Below are 18097 nucleotides of genomic sequence, written 5' to 3'. Positions count from 1 at the left end.
ATCTGGCAGCAGATGTCACCCAACGCTTTCCCGAAATGAGCGCGCAGTAACGGTCCGCCTGGTGAGCCAAAGGCGTACACTACCGGCCCGCACCCTCCGAACCTAAATCCGGTCCGGGATGCGGTTGCCCGCCGCCGCTATCGCCTGCCGTACGGGCACCCTCGCCAGCAGCACAAATCCGACCGCGAAGAACGCCACCAGGGACACGATCGCATCCCGGTAGCTGCCGGTCAGCTGATAGGCCACACCGAACACCAGCGGCCCCAGCCAGCTCACCCCGCGGTCGCTCATCTCGTACGCGGAGAAGTATTCCGCCTCCTTGCCGCACGGGATCAGATGCGAGAACAGCGAACGGGAGAGCGCCTGGCTGCCGCCCAGGACCAGACCGATCGCCGACGCCAGCGCAAAGAACCAGACGGGCGCCTTCGCCGGCAGGAAGAATCCGGCCGCCAGCGTCAGGGTCCAGGCCGCCAGGGAGCCCAGGATGGTGCGCTGGGCGCCGTACCGCCGCGCCAGCCGCCCCATCCCCACCGCGCCCGCCGCGGCCAGGATCTGCACCAGCAGCACCGCGACGATCAGCGTCGTCTGGTCCAGCCGGAGCTCCTCGGAGCCGTAGACGGACGCCTGGCTGATCACCGTCTGCACGCCGTCGTTGTAGACGAGATAGGCGAGGAGGAAGGCCAGGGTGAGCGGATGACGCCGCATCTCGCGCAGGGTGCCGCGCAGTTGGCGCCAGCCCTGGCCGAGCGCCGCGCCGCCGGGCTCGTGGGCCGGGGCGCTGCGGGCCGCCCGCCGGTCGCGCAGCCGGCGCAGCGGGATCAGCGCGAAGCCGCCCCACCACAGCCCCGCCGTCGCCAGGCAGATGCGCACGGCGGTGCCCGCGGAGACGCCGAAGGAGTCGTGCCCGGCGTAGAGCGCCAGGTCGGCGATGAGGACCAGCGCGCTGGCCGCGTAGCCGAACGCCCAGCCCCGGGAGGAGACCGCATCGCGCTCGTCGGGCTCGGCTATCTGCGGCAGAAAGGAGTTGTAGAGCATCATCGAGACGACGAAGCACACATTCGCGACGATCAGCAGCGCCCCGCCGAGCAGATAGCGGTCGCCGCGCAGGAAGAACATCCCGGTCGTCGCCGTGGCACCCGTATACGCACAGGCGCCCAGCAGCGGTTTCTTGCGGCCGGTCCGGTCGACCAGCGCCCCGGCGACCGGCATCGCCAGCACCGACACCAGCAGCGACGCGGAGACCGAGTACGCGAAGAAGGAACCGGCCCGCACGGGGATGCCCAGGGGGTGGACGAAGCCGTGCGCATCCGCCGCGGCCTTCGCCACCGCGGTCAGATACGGCCCGAGGAAGACCGTCAGGACGCTCGCGGAATAGACGCTGTTCGCCCAGTCGTACCAGTACCAGCCGCGCTGCTCCCGGCGTCTGGCCCCCGTCTGCGCATCGTCGCCCCCGATCACGGCCTGTGCCTGCACCGCGCCCACCCCCGTCGTGTCGTCCCCGTTGCCGGCAGCGGACCGGCGGCGGGCGGTCGGACCTGGAAGTCCCGCTCGGTCGGTACCGTGCGCAGTGTGTCGATGTGATCGATTATGTGCTGCTCGACCCTGCATCGGTGCGGGCTGCGAAGACAACCCCCTGCAAGATCAATTGGGAGAGTCTTGGGGGAGGTGACGTTCCCGTCGCTGTTGCGCTACGCCCAGCACCCCCGCTCGGTCAGCACCGCCCGCAGCGTCTCGACGTCGTCGGTCATGATGCCGTCCACCCCGAGGTCCAACAGCTCCGCCATCCGTTGCGCGTCGTTGACCGTCCAGACATGGACCTGCATGCCGAGTGCCTGCGCGGCGCGCAGGAACAGCGGGTCGACGACGGGGATGCCGGCGTGCCGTACGGGGACCTGGACGCAGACCGCGTTGCGCCGGACCGCCGCGCCCAGCAGCCGGTCCAGCGGCACCGCTCCGCGCCCGTACGAGCGCAGCCGCAGGCCGGCGACGCCGCGGGTGCCCAGTGAGGTCGCCAGCCGGGGACCGGCCAGTCGCTGGGCGCGGGCGACCCGGGCCTCGGAGAAGGAGCCGACGCACACCCGGTCCCAGGCGTTCGCACGGCGCAGCAGGTCCAGCAGGGGAGCCAGGGCGGCCTCCGCCTTGAGGTCCACGTTCCAGCGGGCCTCGGGGAATTCCTCCAGCAGCTCCTCGAACAGCGGCAGCGGCTCCCGGCCGCCGACCCGGGCGCGGGCGACCGCCCGCCAGGGGAGCGCACCGATCGCGCCGCGCGAGTCGGTGACGCGGTCCAGCGTCGGATCGTGGAAGGCGACGAGCTTGCCGTCCGACGTGGCGTGCACGTCGGTCTCCAGATAGCGGTAGCCGAGGTCCACCGCGTGCCGGAAGGCCGCGGCGGTGTTCTCCAGGCCGTCCGCCGCCCCGCCCCGGTGGGCGAAGGCGAGCGGGGCGGGATGGTCGAGATAGGCGTGGCGGGGGCGTATCGCTGTGGTCACTCCGGCAGTATTGCGCGCCCAGGTGAAGCGGCCCCGCCGCGGGCCACCACCGGGGACGGCCGCTCGGGCAGGCCCTTGATCGCGAAGCACCGCAGAAAGAACTGCGCCATCGGACCGATGGCCAGGGCGTAGACCACCGTGCCGGCCCCGATCGAGCCGCCGAGGGCGAAGCCCGCCGCCAGGACCGTCACCTCGATGCAGGTCCGCACCAGCCGCACCGGGCGGCCGGTACGCAGATGCAGGCCGGTCATCAGGCCGTCGCGCGGCCCGGGGCCGAAGCGGGCGGAGATGTACAGACCGGTCGCGGCGCCGTTGAGGACCACGGCGAAGGCCAGCAGCGCGATCCGGGGGGCCAGGGCGTGCAGCTCGGGAACGAGCGCCAGCGTCCCGTCCATCACCAGCCCGAGGATCACCACGTTCGACACGGTGCCCAGGCCCGGACGCTGCCGCAGCGGGATCCACAGCAGCAGGATCAGCGCGCCGGCGACGATGGTGACGGTGCCGATGGTCAGCCCCGTGTGCCGGGCGATGCCCTGGTTGAGCACGCTCCAGGGCTCCAGGCCGAAGTCCGCGCGCAGCATCAGGCCCATGCTCACGCCGTACAGCGTCAGCCCCGCGTAGAGCTGGATCAGCCGGCGCGGCAGCAGCGCCGTGGGCGTGCCGGGGCCGGCCCCCTCGGCGCCCGGCTCCCCGGCCCCGGATCCCCCGGCCCCGGCCCTCTCGCACTCGGCCCTCTCGGTCCCGGCCCCCTCGGCCACGGACTCCTCGGTCCCCGGATCTCCGGTGACGGACATGACGCTTCCCCCTCCTGGCAGGATTGGACTGATGCATGACACGATGTGGCCGGTAGGAAACCAAGAAGAAGAGCCAATCCGGCGAAGGTGGACTGATTTCCATGGCTCAGTGGACTTCCGCAGTGGGCGCACCCCAACTCGCCCGGCTGCTCCGGTCACAGGACCCGCGGGATGCGGAACTGACCGCCGTTGGGCGACGGTTGCCCGCCTACCGCAGCCTCGCCGACGGTGTCCGCCTGCTCGTCCTTGAGGGGCGGGTGCCGGTCGCCGCCCGCCTGCCCGCCGAACGGGAGCTGGCCGCCGCGTTCGGGGTCAGCCGGACCACCGTCGCCGCCGCCTACGAGGCGCTGCGCGCCGAGGGATTCCTGGAGTCCCGCCGCGGATCGGGCAGTTGGACCGCCGTCCCGGCCGGCAACCCGCTGCCCACCCGCGGCCTGGAACCGCTGCCCCCGGAGGCCGCCGGCTCCATGATCGACCTCGGCTGCGCCGCCCTCCCGGCCCCCGAGCCCTGGCTGACCCGCGCCGTCCAGGGCGCCATGGCCGACCTCCCGCTCTACGCCCACACCCACGGCGACTACCCGGCCGGCCTGCCCGTCCTGCGCCAGGCCCTCGCCGACCGCTACACCGCAAGCGGCATCCCCACCATGCCCGAGCAGATCATGGTCACCACCGGCGCGATGGGCGCCGTCGCCGCGATCTGCCGCCTGTGTACGAGCCCCGGCGAACGGGTCGCCGTCGACTCGCCCTCCTACGCCAACATCCTCCAGCTGATGCGCGACGCCGGCGCCCGCCTCGTCCCCGTCGCCCTGCGGGAGCGGCTGGCCGGCTGGGACATCCCCGCCTGGCGACAGGTCATGCGGGACGCGGCACCGCGGATGGCCTACGTCGTCGCCGACTACCACAACCCCACCGGCACCCTCGCCACCGACGACCAGCGCCGCCGCATGGTCGACGCGGCGCGCTCGGCCGGCACCCTCCTCGTCGTCGACGAGACCATGGCCGAGCTCCACCTGGACGAGGACCCCGCACCGCCGCGCCCGGTGTGCGCCTTCGACCCCGGGGGCAGCGCGGTGATCACCGTCGGCTCGGCCAGCAAGGCGTTCTGGGCCGGTATGCGGATCGGCTGGGTGCGCGCCGCCCCCGACATCATCCGCAGCCTGGTCGCCGCCCGCGCCTACTCCGACCTCGGCTCGCCCGTCCTCGAACAGCTCGCCATCGCCTCGCTCCTGGAGGGCGAGGGCTGGGAGGCGGCCGTCGAGATCCGCCGGCAGCAGGCCCGGGAGAACCGCGAGGCGATCGTCGCGGCGCTCCAGCGGCATCTGCCCGACTGGGAGTTCAGCGTCCCGCACGGCGGCCTGACCCTCTGGGCCCGTACCGGCGGCCTTTCCGGCTCGCGGATCGCCGAGGCGGGGGAGCGGCTGGGGGTCCGCGTCCCGTCCGGCCCGCGGTTCGGCGTCGACGGGGCCTTCGAGGGCTTTGTCCGGCTGCCGTTCACGGTCAACGGCGCTGTTGCCGAGGAGGCCGCCGTCCGCCTGGCGGGCGCCGCGCGGCTGGTGGCGACCGGAGCCCCGGTCGAGCCCGCGGCGCGGCACGCGTTCGTCGCCTGACGGTACGTCCGTACGGTCGGGGTACGGCGCCGGGACCTCAGCCCTCGACGGGCGCGGCCGGCGACCCGTTGACCGGCACGGACCCGCCGTCCTCGACGCCCGTCGCCCGCGCAACGCGCGGGGCGGTCTCCTGCGCGGCGGGCGCGGACTTGGTGAAGGACATCGCCGCGGCCATCGGCACGCTCCGTTCCGGCAGCAGCGCCATCACGGCCCCCCGGTCCGCCTCGTCGGCCTCCTCGTCCAGCGGGTCGGGCGTGGCCGGTACCTGCAACCGCACCACCGGACCGCCGCCCAGCCGGGCATAGCCACGGCCGGGCGGCATCTCCGCGACCGGCGTGGTGTGCGGCGGCGCCCCGAGCACCGACCGCACCTCCTCCGCCGTCGCCGGACCGAGCACCACCCGTGCCCGGGTGTGCGTCCGGATGACGTCACTGAGCAGCTCGGCGCAGGCGAACGGCTCGGCCACCGCCACCGTGACATTGGCCGCCGCGCCGTGCCGCAGCGGCACCTGGAGCAGCCGCTGCGGATCGTCGCGGCCCTCGGCCGCCGCGAGATGGGCCAGCGCGGTGGGCCGGTCCGCGATGATCCACAGCGGCCGCCGGGTGTCCTCCGGCGCCGAACGGCCCGCCTGCCGCGCCCGGTTGGCCGAGATCAGCCGCCGCTCCGTCTCGTGCGCCGCCCACTCCAGCGTCGCCATCGCCCCCGCGAGCCCGCTCTCCACCCCCAGCACACCGCGGCGCCCCGCCAGACATGCGAACTCACCCGTCCCGCTGCCGTCGATGACCAGCACCTCGCCGTCGTCCAGCGCCTGGAGCGCGATCGACCGCAGCAGCGTCGTACCGCCCGTCCCCGGCTGCCCCAGCACCAGCAGATGCGGCTCGGTGGACCGCTGGCCGGTGCGCCAGAGCACCGGCGGCGCATCGCCTTCCTCGTCCTCGTCGCCGTGCACCACCGGGAGGGTCCGGGCGACGGATTCGGGGTCGGTGAACCCGAGGACCGTCTCGCCGGGCGCGGTGACGAAGCGCTGCGCCGCGATGTCCGCGGGCAGCGGGTCCAGGACGCTCAGCACCAGCTGGTTGGCCGCCTCGTCCCAGGCGAAGTGGTACTCCCGGCCGCGTCCGGACTTGGCGTGCAGCACCTGCTCGATACGGGCCCGCGGCCCCTCCTCCCCATCGGTGAAATACGCCGGGTACTTCAGCTGGAGGCGCTCCAGCCGCCCGCTCTCGTCGAAGCCGTACTCGGTGAAGGCCGCCGCCCAGTCGCCGCCGTGGGCGTAGAGCGGGCTGGGGTCGCCCTCCGCCGAGAAGTACGGGACCAACGCCTCGTACAGCGACTGCAACCGCTCCGCCTCGGCCTCCCCGGGGCCGCCGTCCCTGGCGCTGCTGTCCCGCCCCGCCCAGGCCGCCGCCCCCATCACCACAACGCCGGCGAGCAGCAGCCCGTACGGCACCAGCGCCACGCCCAGCACACCCGCGGCGACGAAGAAGAACAACGGGCCACGGCGATCCTTGGGCGTCGCATCCCAGCGCTGTCTGCCGGCCGAAGCCAGCCGGCGCAGTCCACGGCTGATGGTGATCAGCGGATGGAACACGTCGGAGGCGCTGTCGGCGGCGCTGCGCGCGATGTCTCTGCTGCGCGCGAGGGAAGCGCTGTCGGTCAGGATGCGGGGCAAGGGTCGCCGGGCCACATCTGTCTCCTGTTGCTCGTGCGGCGTTCGTGACGGCTCGACGTGGGCGGCGAGCCGGAGCGGTGCGGCGCGCTAGATCTTCAGCCCTCCCAGGAGGCTCGCCAGACTCGCACCGCCCGCCCTGATGCTGGGAGCGATGGCGGAGCCTGCGAGATAGAACCCGAAGAGCGCGCAGACCAGCGCGTGGGAAATCTTGAGGCCGTCCTTGCGGAAGAACAGGAAGACGATGACGCCGAGCAGGATGACGCCGGAAACGGACAGGATCATGGTGGGTTCTCTCCTGGGTGGTGGGGACGATCACCGTGAGTTCTTCCAGCCTCACAGCCAGTATCAAGCCATCAAAAGCTGCGAACGGGTGATTTATCGTTGAAACCCCTCAAACGGGCCCCGTCCGCAGGGCGCGTCGCCTGGAACTGTGCTTGGCGTGTCGCGTTCGCCTCCCGCCACCCGGCGACACGCCGGACTCCGGCACAATCGGGGGGTGCCGAAGAAGAAGCCCCACCAGCCGAAGAAGCCCCGCGCCACCCGCCGCCCGGACGCGGTGACCCCCGCCTCGCCCTGCCCCTGCGGACGTGACGCCACCTACGGCGACTGCTGCGGCGCCTGCCATACGGGGCACGCCGCCGCCCCCACCCCGGAACGGCTGATGCGCTCGCGCTACAGCGCCTTCGCCGTCGGCGACGCCGGCTACCTGCTGCGCACCTGGCACCCCCGCACCCGGCCCGCCGGTCTGGAATTCGACGTGGACCAGCGGTGGACCGGCCTGGAAATCCTCGGCACCACCGGCGGCAGCGCCTTCCACGACGAGGGCACCGTGGAATTCCGCGCGCACTACACCCTGCACGGGCAGGCCGACAGCCAGTACGAGAACAGCCGCTTCGTCCGCGAGGACGGCCGGTGGCTCTACGTGGACGCCCTGCCGTCCGCGTAACCCGCCCCCTGCCGCGCGCCTACTTGCCGCGCAGCATCAACTGCTCGATCTCCCGGCGGTCGCGCTTGGTGGGACGTCCCGCACCCCGCTCCCGGGTGGCGACGGGGACCTCCTCGCGCGGCGGAGGCGGCGGGGAGTTGTCGATGAAGCACTCTGCGGCGACCGGCGCGCCCACCCGCTTGCGGACCAGCTTCGAGACGACCACGATCCGCTCCCGCCCGGCGTACCGCAGCCGCACCTCGTCGCCGCTGCGCACGCCGTGCGCCGGCTTGACCCGCTCGCCGTTGACGCGGACGTGCCCGGCGCGACACGCCGCGGCGGCCTGCGACCGCGTCTTGGTGAGCCGCACCGACCAGATCCAGCTGTCGATACGGGTGGTGGTCCCCTCGTCTGAAGCCATGACACGACTCTAGGCCGAGGGGGGCGGGGTGCGCCCGGATCAAGCCGGGAGGGTCAGGCGGAGGTCTTATTGGCCGACCGTTTCTTGGGGGTGGCTTTCGCGGTGGTCTTGGAGGCGGCTTTGGACGCCGCCTTGGACGTCGCCTTGGAGGCGGCCTTGGCCGTGGAGGCGCCGGCGCTCTTGGCGGACGAGGTCCTGGCCGCGGCTGTCCTCTTCGCGGGGGCCTTCTTCGCGGCGGCCGTCTTCGCCGCCGTCTTCTTCGTAGCCGTCCTCCGCCCCCGTATCGGCGTCACCGACGCCTCCCGCTCCTGCTCCGTCCCGTCGCCCCGCTTGGCCGCCGCCACGCTCTTCTCCAGCGCGGCCATCAGATCGACGACCTGACCGCGGCCGCCCGGCGTCTTCGGGGCCACCGGCGCCCCGCCCTCGAGCTTCTGGGCGACCAGTTCCTCGACGGCCTCGCGGTACTCGTCGTGGAGTTCGGTGGGGTCCACCTCGCCCAGCGCGTCCATCAGCGTCTCGGCGAGCGTGAGCTCGTTGTCGCGGAGCTTCACGTCGCCGTGCGGCCCGATGCCGGTGGCGGGCCGGATCTGGTCGGGCCACAGCAGCGAGTGCATCACGATCGCCCCGTCGTGTGCCCGCAGCATCGCCAGCGACTCCCGCCCGCGGATCGCCACCTTGCCGACCGCGACCTTTCCCTGGTGCTCCAGGGCCTCCCGCAGCACCGCGTACGGTGTGGTGGCGGCGGAGCCGTTCGGCCCCAGGTAGTACGCCTTGTCCATCTGGAGGGGATCGATCTCGTCGGCGCCGACGAACGCCAGGATCGTCATCGTCTTGGCGGTCGGCATCGGCAGCCGGGCCAGATCCTCGTCGGTGATCTCCACGATCGTCTCGTCGTCCGGCGCCTGATAGCCCTTGCCGACCTCCTCGTTCGGCACCTCTTCCCCGTCCAGCTCGCAGATCTTGCGGTAGCGGACCGGCGCGCCGTCCTTCTCATGAATGCGGACGAACGAGACCGACGAGGTGCGCTCGGTCGCGCTGTAGGTCTTCACGGGGATGGTGACCAGGCCGAACGATATGGACCCATTCCATATGGAGCGCATAGCTCATCCCTTTTGCCGGAGATTCATGGGATTCTCATCGTATGTCGCCGATCACCATCGTGGAGGGGCGGCGCCTCTCGCTGACCAACCTGCACAAGGTCATCTATCCGCAGACCGGCACCACCAAGGGCGAGGTGGTGCACTACTGCACCGTCACCGCCGATCCGCTGCTCGCGCACCTCCACGACCGTCCGCTGTCCTTTCTGCGCTATCCCGACGGGCCCGACGGCCAGCGCTTCTTCACCAAGAACGTGCCGCCCGGCGCCCCCACCTGGGTGCGGACCTGCGAGGTGCCGCACACGTCCTCCGGGCCCACCCGCCAGGTGCTGGTGCAGGACCTCCCCTCGCTGGTGTGGGCCGCGAACCTGGTCGTCGAGCTGCACGCACCCCAATGGACCAGCGGGGCGCCGGGGTGCGCCGACCGCCTCGTCCTCGATCTCGACCCCGGCGATCCGGCCACCATCGTGGAATGCTGCGCCGCCGCACAGTGGCTGCACGAGCGGCTGGCCGCGGACGGACTGGAGGTGCACGCCAAGACCAGCGGCGCCAAGGGCCTGCATCTGCTCGTGCCCATCGAGCCGACCCCCTCGGAGCGGGCCACGGCCTACGCCAAAAGCCTCGCCGTCGAGGCGGCCAAGGCCCTCCCGGACCTCGTCGTGCACAAGATGACCCGCGCCCTGCGCCCCGGCAAGGTCTTCATCGACTTCTCCCAGAACGCGGCCGCCAAGACCACCGCCGTCGCCTACACCCTGCGCGCCCGCGCGCTTCCCACCGTCTCCACTCCGGTCACCTGGGACGAGATCGCCGCCTGCACCGAACCTGCCCAACTCGCCTTCCGCTTCGAGGACATCGCGCCCCGCCTCGCCCGCCACGGCGATCTGCACGCCCCGCTCCTCGACCGGGCACGCGCCCGCCCGCTGCCCGGCGACGGCCGCCGGTGAGGGCGCACAGTAGATTGCTCCCATGGTGGAGGGGACAACAACACGCACCGTGACCTCGTCCGATGGGCAGCAGGTGGACGGGGAGCGGGCCGACGGGGACGCCGTATCCGCGGCACCCGACAAGGGGGCCGGGCTCGCGCGGGCGTCACTGCTGATGGCCGCGGGGACGATGGTCTCGCGGGTGACCGGGCTGATCCGCACGGCACTCCAGACCAGCGCGCTGGGCGCCGGTCTGCTCGCGAGCTCGTACGGCATCGCCAACGCCGTCCCGATGAGCATCTACACCCTGCTGATCGGCGGCGCCCTGAACGCCGTCCTGGTGCCCCAGCTCGTACGGGCCAGGGCCGAGCACGCCGACGGCGGCCGGGCCTTCGAGCAGCGGCTGGTCACCCTCGTGCTGAGCGTGCTGGCGGTCGGGACGGCGCTCGCGGTGTGGGCCGCGCCCGGAATCGTCGCGCTCTTCGTCCCCGACACCCCCACGTCCCACGCCGCCTTCGAGCTCACCGTCGTCTTCGCCCGCTTCCTCCTCCCGCAGATCTTCTTCTACGGCCTGTTCTTCATTTTCGGCCAAGTCCTCAACGCCCGGAGCGAGTTCGGCGCGATGATGTGGACGCCCGTCCTCAACAACCTCGTGCTGATCGCGATGTTCGGCCTCTACATGGGCCTGCTGACCGGCCCCGACCGCGTCCAGGAGATCACGCCCGGCCAGATCGACCTCCTGGGCCTGGCCACCACCGGCGGAATCGCCCTCCAGGGCCTGGCCCTGATCCCCTTCGTCCGGGCCGCCGGATTCCGCTTCCGGCCGCGGTTCGACTGGCGCGGCCACGGCCTGCGCAAGAGCATCGTCGCCGCCCGCTGGACCCTGCTGCTGGTGCTCGCCAACCTCGCCGCGATGACCGTCGTCTCCCGCTTCGCCGGCGCCGCGGACCTGCAACTTCCCTATGCCGGTGTCGGATACACGGCCTATTCCATGGCCCAGAACATCTGGAACCTGCCGCAGTCCCTCGTCACCGTCTCGCTGGTCACGGCCCTGCTGCCGCGGATGAGCCGCGCGGCCGCCGACAACCGCCCGGACGATCTGCGCGACGAACTCTCCCGCGCGCTGCGCGTCTCCGGCGTCCTGATCGTCCCGGCCGCGTTCCTCTTCCTGGCCCTCGGCCCGCAGATCGCCCAACTCCTCTACGGCCACGGCGCCGTGGACGCCACGACCGTCGCCCCCACGGGCCACATGCTCCAGGCCTTCGGCCTCGGCCTGATCCCGTTCTCCGGGCAGTATCTGCTGCTGCGCGGTTTCTACGCCTTCGAGGACACCCGGACGCCGTTCTGGATGGCCGTCGGCATGGCCGCCGTCAACATCGCGCTCGCCGCCGCCTGCCACGCCTTCCTGCCGGTCCGCTGGGCGGTCACCGGAATGGCCGCCGCCTATGCCGTCGCGTACGGGATCGGCATGCTGGCCACCGCGCTGCTGCTGCGCCGCCGGCTCTCCGGCCGCCTGGACGGCCGCCGGCTGTGCCGCACCTACGGCAAGCTGACCGCGTCCGCCGCCGTGGCCGGTGCCCTCGGCTGGCTGGTGGCGCGCGCCTGCACCGGCGTTCCGGTGCCGGCCGGCTGGACCCCGGCGCTGTCCCTGGCCGCGGGCGGGGGCACCTTGGCGCTGGTCTTCGTGGCGCTGGCCCGTCTGCTGCGGACCGGGGAATTGCGGAGCCTGCCCGGACTGCGGTGAGGTCCCCGGCACTTGACCGGCCCGCCGCAATGATGGCCATTGCGCGCGGATGGGCGCCACTCGGTGTAGCGTCCTGATCAGCTGTCGTGGTTCCGAAGTGCCGGACGCCCGTGTCGCATTCACGGGCGTTCTTGCTGTGCAGTGCGTCTCCGGACCAGGGCGATCACCTCCGGGTTCCGCATCGCGCGGAAGCCGATTCAAGCCCGTTTTGTCACGAAGGAGACAGGGATATGGCCAGCAGCAGCGGCGTCGTGAAGTGGTTCAACTCCGAGAAAGGCTTCGGATTCATTGCACAGGACGGCGGCGGCGCCGACGTTTTCGCGCACTATTCGAACATCCAAGCCGCGGGCTTCCGTGAGCTTCAGGAAGGCCAGAAGGTGACCTTCGACGTCACCCAGGGCCAGAAGGGCCCCCAGGCGGAGAACATCTGCCCGGCCTGATCACCGGCCCGCACCATGGCGCCCGTCCCGTGCCGGGAGCGGGCGCCATGGCGTGTCCGGCGCACGCACGACCCGCGCGGGAGGCCGCAGCACGGGGTGATGGTCACCCGTTCGGCGTACGAGCCCCCGGAGACGGGCCGTGATCACTGCTGTGGCGGGTTGTCCCGGTCCTGGTCCATGCCGCCGAGCTGTTCCTTGAGCTTGTCCTGGGCCGTGTCGGTCTGGCCGCTGTACTTGCCCTGGGTCTTCTCGTCGACGAAGTCCCCGGCCTTGTCGACGCCCTGGCCGGCCTGGTCTTCATGGCCCTTCAGCAGCTGCTTGAGCTTGTCCATCACGGACATGGAGCACCCTCCTCACCACAATCCCCCGTCTCTCCAGCATCACCCCCGGCCTCCCGGTATGCATCCGCGCGCCACGGCCCCGCGCACCCGCCGCGGTCACCCGTACGGACCGCACCGGGCCGGGCCCTGCGGACGGCGGCCCGCCGGCCCGCCCGACGGGCAGCGCGCCGCCCCCCGGCCGAGAATGCAGCGGTGAGCGATGAACACTGCACTGCCGATGACACCGCGCCGCGCCGGATGCCCACCCATGAGCAACGGCGCCGCGCCCGAAGGGCGCTGGCCGGCCGTGCGCGGGATGCGGACGATCTGTCGCTGCTGATGGACATGCTGGGCCTGGACCCGGCCGCCGAACTGCGCCATGACGCGTCCCCGGCGCCACCCCGGCCGGCCGAACCCAGATGACCCGTCCCGACAGCCGACACCCCGCGCGGCTCGCCGTACCACCTGCCGTGACCAGGGCCGTTACGCCGCGCCCCGGCCTTGCCGCACCAGCCGCAGGGTGACGATCTGGAACGGCCGCAGCGCCATCCGGACGGTGTTCCCCGCTCGCTCCAGCGCCGGGCCGTCGTCCGTCGGCCGCTCCAGCAGGTCCGTGGCGAGCGCGTCGGACAGGCCGAAGGCGGTGGTGAGGGTGGCGGTGGCCCGACCGCCGTGGGCCTCGTGGAGGCGGACGACCACATCGCCGCTCGTATCGTCGGCGAGTTTGACGGCCGTGACGACCGTGGCGTCATTGTCCACCGCGACCAGGGGCGCCACCGGGCCGGAGCCGGTCAGGCGCCGCTCGGGGAGGTTGATGCGATGCCCTTCGCGCACGGCATCGCCGATCCCGGCGCCGGGCACCAGGGCACAGCGGAAGTGGTGCGGGCCCTGATCGGTCTCCGGGTCGGGGAAGCGCGGGGCGCGCAGCAGGGACAGCCGTACGGTGGTGGTCGTACCGTGATCGCCCTCGTCGCCGTCCCGGACGGCGCGGGTCAGGTCATGGCCGTAGAGACAGTCATTGACGAGGGCGACGCCCCAGCCCGGTTCCGCCGCGTGGACGAAGCGGTGCGCACAGACCTCGAACTTGGCGGCCTCCCAGCTGGTGTTGGTGTGCGTGGGGCGGTACAGATGCCCGAACTGGGTTTCCGCGGCATACCGTTCGGCGTGCAGATCCAGGGGGAAGGCGGCCTTGAGGAAGGTCTCCGTCTCGTGCCAGTCGACGTCGGTGGCGATATCGAGCCGCCGCTGACCGCGGGCCAGGGTCAGGTCCTGGGTGACGTGCGAGGCGCCGAAGGAGCGGGCGACGCGTACCGTCGCGCCGCTCGGCGACGCGGTCCGCAGCCCCACCTCGTCCGCCTCGGTGAGGTCGGTGACGACATTGCGGTAGAAGGAATCCACGTCCCAGGCGTCCCACATGTTCGGGAAGTCGGGGTGGATCTGGAGCAGATTGGCGGCGCAGCCGGGGGCGACGGCCTCCCGGTCCGAGTCGTGGTCGTAGGCCGAGACGACCAGGCCGCGGGCGTCGATCTCGATGCGCAGCAGGCCGTTGTCGAGGGTGAATCCGCAGGCGGGCCGCGGCACGGCGCGTACCTCGGGACCTTCGGTCGCCGCCACCCCGAGGGCGCCGGCGGCGATCCCGGAGCGGGCGTGCGGTGCCGCGTTCGCCGTGAGTTCCGTGCTCCCGCCGCCCGCCAGCGCGCCCAGCGCCGCGCCGATGATCTCTTCGAGCTCGGCGGCCACCGCGGCATACGTCCGCTCGGCCTCCCGGTGCACCCAGGCGATGGAGGAGCCCGGCAGGATGTCATGGAACTGGTGCAGCAGCACGGTCTTCCACAGCCGGTCCAACGCGGCATAGGGATACGGGTGTTGGCGCAGCACCGCGGCCGTTGCCGACCACAGTTCGGCCTCGTGCAGCAGCTGCTCGCTGCGGCGGTTGCCGCGTTTGGTGCGCGCCTGGCTGGTGAGCGTCCCGCGGTGCAGCTCCAGATACAACTCGCCCACCCACACCGGCGCCTGGGGATACTCCGCCTGGGCCGTGGCGAAGAAATCGGCGGGCTTCTCCCACCGCACCACCGGCGAACCGTCCAGATCGCGCAGCCGGCGGGCCTTGGCGACCATCTCCCGGGTGGTGCCGCCCCCGCCGTCGCCCCAGCCGGTCGGCGCCAGCGAGTGCCGGGCGACCCCCTTGTCCCTGAAGTTCCGTGCCGCATGGGCGAGTTCGGTGCCCGACAGCCGGCAGTTGTAGGTGTCCACCGGCGGGAAGTGGGTGAAGATCCGGGTGCCGTCGATGCCCTCCCAGCGGAAGGTGTGATGCGGAAAGGCATTTGTCCGGCTCCAGGAGATCTTCTGGGTCAGCAGCCACTTCGACCCCGCCGCCTTGATGATCCCCGGCAGTCCCGCGGCGAAGCCGAACGTGTCCGGCAGCCACACCTCGTCGTTCTCGATGCCGAATTCCTCCAGGAAGAACCGCTTTCCGTGGACGAACTGCCGGGCCATCGCCTCCGACCCGGGCATATTGGTGTCCGATTCCACCCACATCCCGCCCGCCGGTACGAACCGCCCCTCGGCGACCGCCTGCTGGACCCGGGCATAGACCTCCGGGCGGTGCTCCTTGATCCAGGCGTACTGCTGCGCCTGCGACATGGCGTAGACGAACTCCGGCTCGTCCGCCAGCAGCGCCGTCATGTTCGCCGTGGTCCGCGCCACCTTCCGTACGGTCTCCCGCAGCGGCCACAGCCACGCCGAGTCGATATGCGCATGACCCACCGCGCTGATCCGGTGCGCGGACGCCGCCGCGGGCGCCGCCAGCACCTCGTGCAGTTCCGCACGGGCCCCCTCCGCCGACCCGCCCACGTCCCGCAGGTCCACGGCATCCAGCGCCCGCCCGATGGCCCGTAGCACCTCCCAACGCCGCGGCGCGTCCACCGGCAGCTCCGCCATCAGCTCGCCGAGCACCTCCAGATCCTGGATCAGCTCCCACACCGCGGTGTCGAACACCGCCAGATCCAGGCGCGCCAGCCGGTACAGCGGCGCGCTGCCCGCCGTCTCCGGATCGCCCAACGCCGTTGGCCGGAAGGGTGGGACGCCCAGGATCACGGGGTTGGACGCGGCTTCCAGATGCCACTCGACGCGTTCGCCGCCGCGGACCGGCGTACCCACCCGCACCCACTGATTGCGCGGATTGAGACCCTTGACCGGGCTGCCGTCGGGCGCGTACACGAGCGCCTCGCACTGGAAGCCCGGCATCCGCTCGTCGAACCCCAGGTCCAGCACCGCCTCCACGGTGCGCCCGGCCCATTCCCGCGGCACCCGGCCCGTCACCTTGAACCATGTCGTCGCCCAGGGCGCACCCCATGAGTCGCCCACCGCAATCGGGCTGTGCGCGGCCGCCAGTCCCTCCGCCACCGGCACGGGGTCACCCGGCGCGACCCAGGCCGCCACCTCCAGGGGTACCGACTGCGGATACAGCGCGGGCCGGATGCGTTCGGTGAGCACACGGGCGAGACGGGCTTCGATCAGGGCGCGATCGTCATGCATGGGGCGGCTCCGTTGGAAGAGTCGGGTGTCCGACGGCGGGATGCGTGGGGGCTACCAGGGATGGGTGGTCTCGGCGGGATCCGAGGCGGTGAACAGCTCGGATATGGCGCAGACGGCGAGCCGGACGGCCTGCTCGTTCCCCTCGCGGCGCAGGCCCGGGACGTGGAACGCGGCGCCGCAGGTCCCGCCGAGGAAGCGGCGGCTGCCGTCCGGGAGGGTGCGGTGCAGCGCGTAGTGGCGTATGGGTCCGGGGGCGCGCCGCCAGCCGAGCCGCAGGGACACCGTCCCGTCCGCGGTGGCCGCCCCGGTGACCCGCAGCCCGGCGGGTGCGGCCGGGCGGACGGCGGCCGAACGGACCGCCAGCGCCCCCAGCCGCCAGGCCACCGCGCCGGTGCCCCGGCCGCTCAGCCGTACGCCCAGGGAGTGCAGCACGCCGGGGCCGAGCGCGGCCAGCGGGACGGACACGGTCCGCCAGCCGCCGCCCGCCTCGACCGTGCCGGCGGGCAGAAAGGCGTACGGTGCGGGCGCGCCCGGCGCCGACGGCTCGCGCAGCGCGACGGCCACCTCGACGGCGACCGGACCCGACGCCGCATCGACGCGGTGCGTCATTTCGACGACCGTGTCCCCGTCGGCCGGCAGCCGGGCGGGGAACAGCTCCACGGTCGCCGGGGCGTCGAGCCCGCCCCGTACCAGCAGGCTGCTGCCGCCGCGCCAGGCGTCCGCGAAGTCCAGGGAGAGCCGCGGGCGCCGGCCCGCGGTCCGCACCGACCAGCGGCGGGGCGGCAGCCGGTCCTGGAGCCCGAGGTGGTTCCACGGCGCGGGGGAGGTCGCTACCCCTTCCTCGTACCAGCGCAGACCGTGCCCGGTATTGAAGGTGGTCGCGAACGGCAGCGCGGTGAGCGTCGACCGGTCGGCGACCGCCGCCGCGGGCGCCCGCCACCCGCTGCCGCCGCCCGGCCTGGCCGGATCGAGCCGCTCACCGCACCAGAACCGGTCGTCCGCGGCGTGGAAATCGCCCGGGGTACGCCCCTGGGGGAGGTGGTGGAGCGTCCATTCGGGCCGGTAGAAGCCGTACGAGACCACCTGCGCGCCGTCGGCGGGGACGATCGCGTCCCAGTCGACGGGGGAGTCCCAGCCCGCCGACTCCACATCGACCCCGGCCCACAGGTCGTAGCGGCTACGGCCCAGCCGCTCCGCCAGCCGCCCCGAATCCGCCAGCGACCGCGCGCTCCAGCGGAAGTCCAGGAACAGCCCATCGGCGACCGGGCCCGTGGCGTCCTGGAAGAACGGCCGGTTGAGCGCATCGAGCGCGCCCTGCCAGCCGACCTCGCCGGTGGTGTTCAGCGCGTCGTACCAGGTGATCCGCAGCCCCCGGGCGCCGCCCGCGGCGCGCAGCGCCTTGAGGAAGCCGCGCATCCGGTCGGCCAGCGCGGCATCCCCGCCGTCGGTCTCGGCGTTGACGAACCAGCCGTCGAAGCCGTACGCGGCCGCGACCCGCACCAGCTGCGCGGCGAGCGGAAAGCCCCCGGCCGCGTCCCGCTGCACCAGATCGCGGGTCCAGCGCAGATCGCCGCCGAAGGCGCTCGGCGGCAGAAAGACCGTACCCAGGACGGGGACCCCGTTGCGGTGCGCCGCATCGGTCACCGGGGCGTTCGGGGCCAGGATCAGGCCCTCGCCGGACGAACCGCCCCAGAAGACCAGCTCATCGAGGTAGGCCCAGTGCGTCGGCGCGTAGAAATCGGCGGTGGCCGAGCCCTGCGACGGATTGCCCGCGGTGTGGTCGAAGGCCGCCAGCGCGCTGATCCGGGCCTGACCGGCGCGGGCCGTGGTGTTCGCCGGGACCGGCGTGAACCGCTCGGCCAGCGGCACGGAGGCGGCATTGAACGCCAGATCCCGGTCGCCCTCGGGTGTCCAGTCGGCCAGGCTCCGCCAGGTGATGCCGTCCCCCGGCGCGCCCGGCGGCAGCGAGTCGGGGAACCAGTACGACGCGTACGGCTGCAAGGAGTCGGCCGCGCCGCGGCGCCCGGTGGCCCCCGCGGCGGGCGCGGGACCGAGCAGCGCGGCCGCCGCGCCCGCCCCGGCCAGGAGCACACGGCGGCGGGACGGCGGCCGGGGGTGCGGGGACATG

At 72.7% G+C, this 18097-nt stretch carries 16 protein-coding genes; 6 read left to right on the top strand and 10 right to left on the bottom strand.

The window, feature by feature from the left end:
- Nucleotides 1-102: 102 nt before the first annotated feature.
- From SNA_RS17850 to yczE, 3 genes are all read right to left on the bottom strand, one after another.
- A complete protein-coding gene (locus tag SNA_RS17850) occupies nucleotides 103-1473 on the bottom strand; it encodes an MFS transporter (RefSeq protein ID WP_044365889.1) in 1371 nt (456 codons plus the stop codon).
- A gap of 215 nt (nucleotides 1474-1688) precedes the next feature.
- Nucleotides 1689-2489, bottom strand: coding sequence for a glycerophosphodiester phosphodiesterase family protein (locus SNA_RS17845; RefSeq protein ID WP_044365751.1), 801 nt, complete (start codon nucleotides 2487-2489; stop codon nucleotides 1689-1691).
- Nucleotides 2486-3079, bottom strand: a complete 594-nt coding sequence (yczE, locus tag SNA_RS17840; RefSeq protein WP_198535070.1) for a membrane protein YczE — start codon at nucleotides 3077-3079, stop codon at nucleotides 2486-2488. The genes SNA_RS17845 and yczE overlap by 4 nt, the downstream gene beginning before the upstream one ends.
- A 305-nt stretch (nucleotides 3080-3384) precedes the next feature.
- Here yczE and SNA_RS17835 point away from each other — a divergent pair, with 305 nt between their 5' ends.
- Nucleotides 3385-4890 (top strand): SCO1417 family PLP biosynthesis transcription factor, encoded by a 1506-nt coding sequence (locus SNA_RS17835; RefSeq protein WP_078969965.1) that lies wholly within the window; start codon nucleotides 3385-3387, stop codon nucleotides 4888-4890.
- Nucleotides 4891-4927: 37 nt separating this feature from the next.
- Here SNA_RS17835 and SNA_RS17830 read toward each other — a convergent pair whose 3' ends face one another.
- Both SNA_RS17830 and SNA_RS17825 read right to left on the bottom strand, forming a co-directional pair.
- A complete protein-coding gene (locus SNA_RS17830) occupies nucleotides 4928-6577 on the bottom strand; it encodes an NACHT domain-containing protein (RefSeq protein WP_078969964.1) in 1650 nt (549 codons plus the stop codon).
- Between the two features lie 72 nt (nucleotides 6578-6649).
- On the bottom strand, nucleotides 6650-6844 hold the full coding sequence (locus SNA_RS17825; protein ID WP_030070453.1) for a hypothetical protein: 195 nt from the start codon (nucleotides 6842-6844) through the stop codon (nucleotides 6650-6652).
- Between the two features lie 214 nt (nucleotides 6845-7058).
- Between SNA_RS17825 and SNA_RS17820 the strand changes: the two genes are divergently transcribed.
- The gene (locus SNA_RS17820) at nucleotides 7059-7508 is read left to right on the top strand and encodes a YchJ family protein (RefSeq protein WP_030070452.1); all 450 of its coding nucleotides are present in this window, start codon (nucleotides 7059-7061) and stop codon (nucleotides 7506-7508) included.
- A gap of 19 nt (nucleotides 7509-7527) precedes the next feature.
- On the opposite strand, the gene SNA_RS17815 is transcribed toward SNA_RS17820, so the two are convergent.
- Entirely contained in the window at nucleotides 7528-7908 is a 381-nt protein-coding gene (locus SNA_RS17815; RefSeq protein WP_030070451.1) for an RNA-binding S4 domain-containing protein, read from the bottom strand.
- Between the two features lie 53 nt (nucleotides 7909-7961).
- A complete protein-coding gene (gene ku, locus SNA_RS17810) occupies nucleotides 7962-9008 on the bottom strand; it encodes a non-homologous end joining protein Ku (RefSeq protein ID WP_030070450.1) in 1047 nt (348 codons plus the stop codon).
- Between the two features lie 41 nt (nucleotides 9009-9049).
- Here ku and ligD point away from each other — a divergent pair, with 41 nt between their 5' ends.
- From ligD to SNA_RS17795, 3 genes are all read left to right on the top strand, one after another.
- Nucleotides 9050-9949, top strand: a complete 900-nt coding sequence (gene ligD / locus SNA_RS17805) for a non-homologous end-joining DNA ligase (protein WP_030070449.1) — start codon at nucleotides 9050-9052, stop codon at nucleotides 9947-9949.
- A 22-nt stretch (nucleotides 9950-9971) separates the two neighbouring features.
- Nucleotides 9972-11672: a murein biosynthesis integral membrane protein MurJ gene (gene murJ, locus SNA_RS17800; protein WP_044365747.1), complete on the top strand. Its 1701-nt coding sequence runs from the start codon at nucleotides 9972-9974 to the stop codon at nucleotides 11670-11672.
- A 230-nt stretch (nucleotides 11673-11902) separates the two neighbouring features.
- A complete protein-coding gene (locus SNA_RS17795; protein WP_030070447.1) occupies nucleotides 11903-12112 on the top strand; it encodes a cold-shock protein in 210 nt (69 codons plus the stop codon).
- Nucleotides 12113-12255: 143 nt separating this feature from the next.
- Here the strand turns inward: SNA_RS17795 and SNA_RS17790 are convergent, their stop codons facing one another.
- On the bottom strand, nucleotides 12256-12453 hold the full coding sequence (locus tag SNA_RS17790) for an antitoxin (RefSeq protein WP_030070446.1): 198 nt from the start codon (nucleotides 12451-12453) through the stop codon (nucleotides 12256-12258).
- Nucleotides 12454-12645: 192 nt separating this feature from the next.
- Between SNA_RS17790 and SNA_RS42435 the strand changes: the two genes are divergently transcribed.
- Nucleotides 12646-12855 carry a hypothetical protein gene (locus SNA_RS42435; protein ID WP_037792942.1) on the top strand — a complete coding sequence of 70 codons (210 nt, stop codon included), beginning with the start codon at nucleotides 12646-12648 and terminating at the stop codon, nucleotides 12853-12855.
- Between the two features lie 60 nt (nucleotides 12856-12915).
- On the opposite strand, the gene SNA_RS17780 is transcribed toward SNA_RS42435, so the two are convergent.
- Nucleotides 12916-15969, bottom strand: a complete 3054-nt coding sequence (locus SNA_RS17780; RefSeq protein ID WP_030070445.1) for an alpha-mannosidase — start codon at nucleotides 15967-15969, stop codon at nucleotides 12916-12918.
- Nucleotides 15970-16020: 51 nt separating this feature from the next.
- Nucleotides 16021-18096, bottom strand: coding sequence for an endo-beta-N-acetylglucosaminidase (locus SNA_RS17775; RefSeq protein ID WP_044365744.1), 2076 nt, complete (start codon nucleotides 18094-18096; stop codon nucleotides 16021-16023).
- Between the last annotated feature and the right edge of the window lies 1 nt (nucleotide 18097).

The organism is Streptomyces natalensis ATCC 27448 (assembly GCF_000935125.1).
Taxonomy (GTDB): domain Bacteria; phylum Actinomycetota; class Actinomycetes; order Streptomycetales; family Streptomycetaceae; genus Streptomyces; species Streptomyces natalensis.
The sequence above is the reverse complement of the archived record's forward strand: the minus strand, read 5'-3'. Positions and strand labels throughout refer to the sequence as shown.

Bases quoted from the DNA above. Each gene is read 5' to 3' on its own strand.
- yczE (WP_198535070.1), bottom strand. From the start codon at position 3,079: ATGGGCCTGATGCTGCGCGCGGACTTCGGCCTGGAGCCCTGGAGCGTG.
- SNA_RS17835 (WP_078969965.1), top strand. From the start codon at position 3,385: ATGGCTCAGTGGACTTCCGCAGTGGGCGCACCCCAACTCGCCCGGCTG.
- SNA_RS17825 (WP_030070453.1), bottom strand. From the start codon at position 6,844: ATGATCCTGTCCGTTTCCGGCGTCATCCTGCTCGGCGTCATCGTCTTC.
- SNA_RS17815 (WP_030070451.1), bottom strand. From the start codon at position 7,908: ATGGCTTCAGACGAGGGGACCACCACCCGTATCGACAGCTGGATCTGG.
- ku (WP_030070450.1), bottom strand. From the start codon at position 9,008: ATGCGCTCCATATGGAATGGGTCCATATCGTTCGGCCTGGTCACCATC.
- ligD (WP_030070449.1), top strand. From the start codon at position 9,050: ATGTCGCCGATCACCATCGTGGAGGGGCGGCGCCTCTCGCTGACCAAC.
- murJ (WP_044365747.1), top strand. From the start codon at position 9,972: ATGGTGGAGGGGACAACAACACGCACCGTGACCTCGTCCGATGGGCAG.
- SNA_RS17795 (WP_030070447.1), top strand. From the start codon at position 11,903: ATGGCCAGCAGCAGCGGCGTCGTGAAGTGGTTCAACTCCGAGAAAGGC.
- SNA_RS17790 (WP_030070446.1), bottom strand. From the start codon at position 12,453: ATGTCCGTGATGGACAAGCTCAAGCAGCTGCTGAAGGGCCATGAAGAC.
- SNA_RS17780 (WP_030070445.1), bottom strand. From the start codon at position 15,969: ATGCATGACGATCGCGCCCTGATCGAAGCCCGTCTCGCCCGTGTGCTC.
- SNA_RS17775 (WP_044365744.1), bottom strand. From the start codon at position 18,096: ATGTCCCCGCACCCCCGGCCGCCGTCCCGCCGCCGTGTGCTCCTGGCC.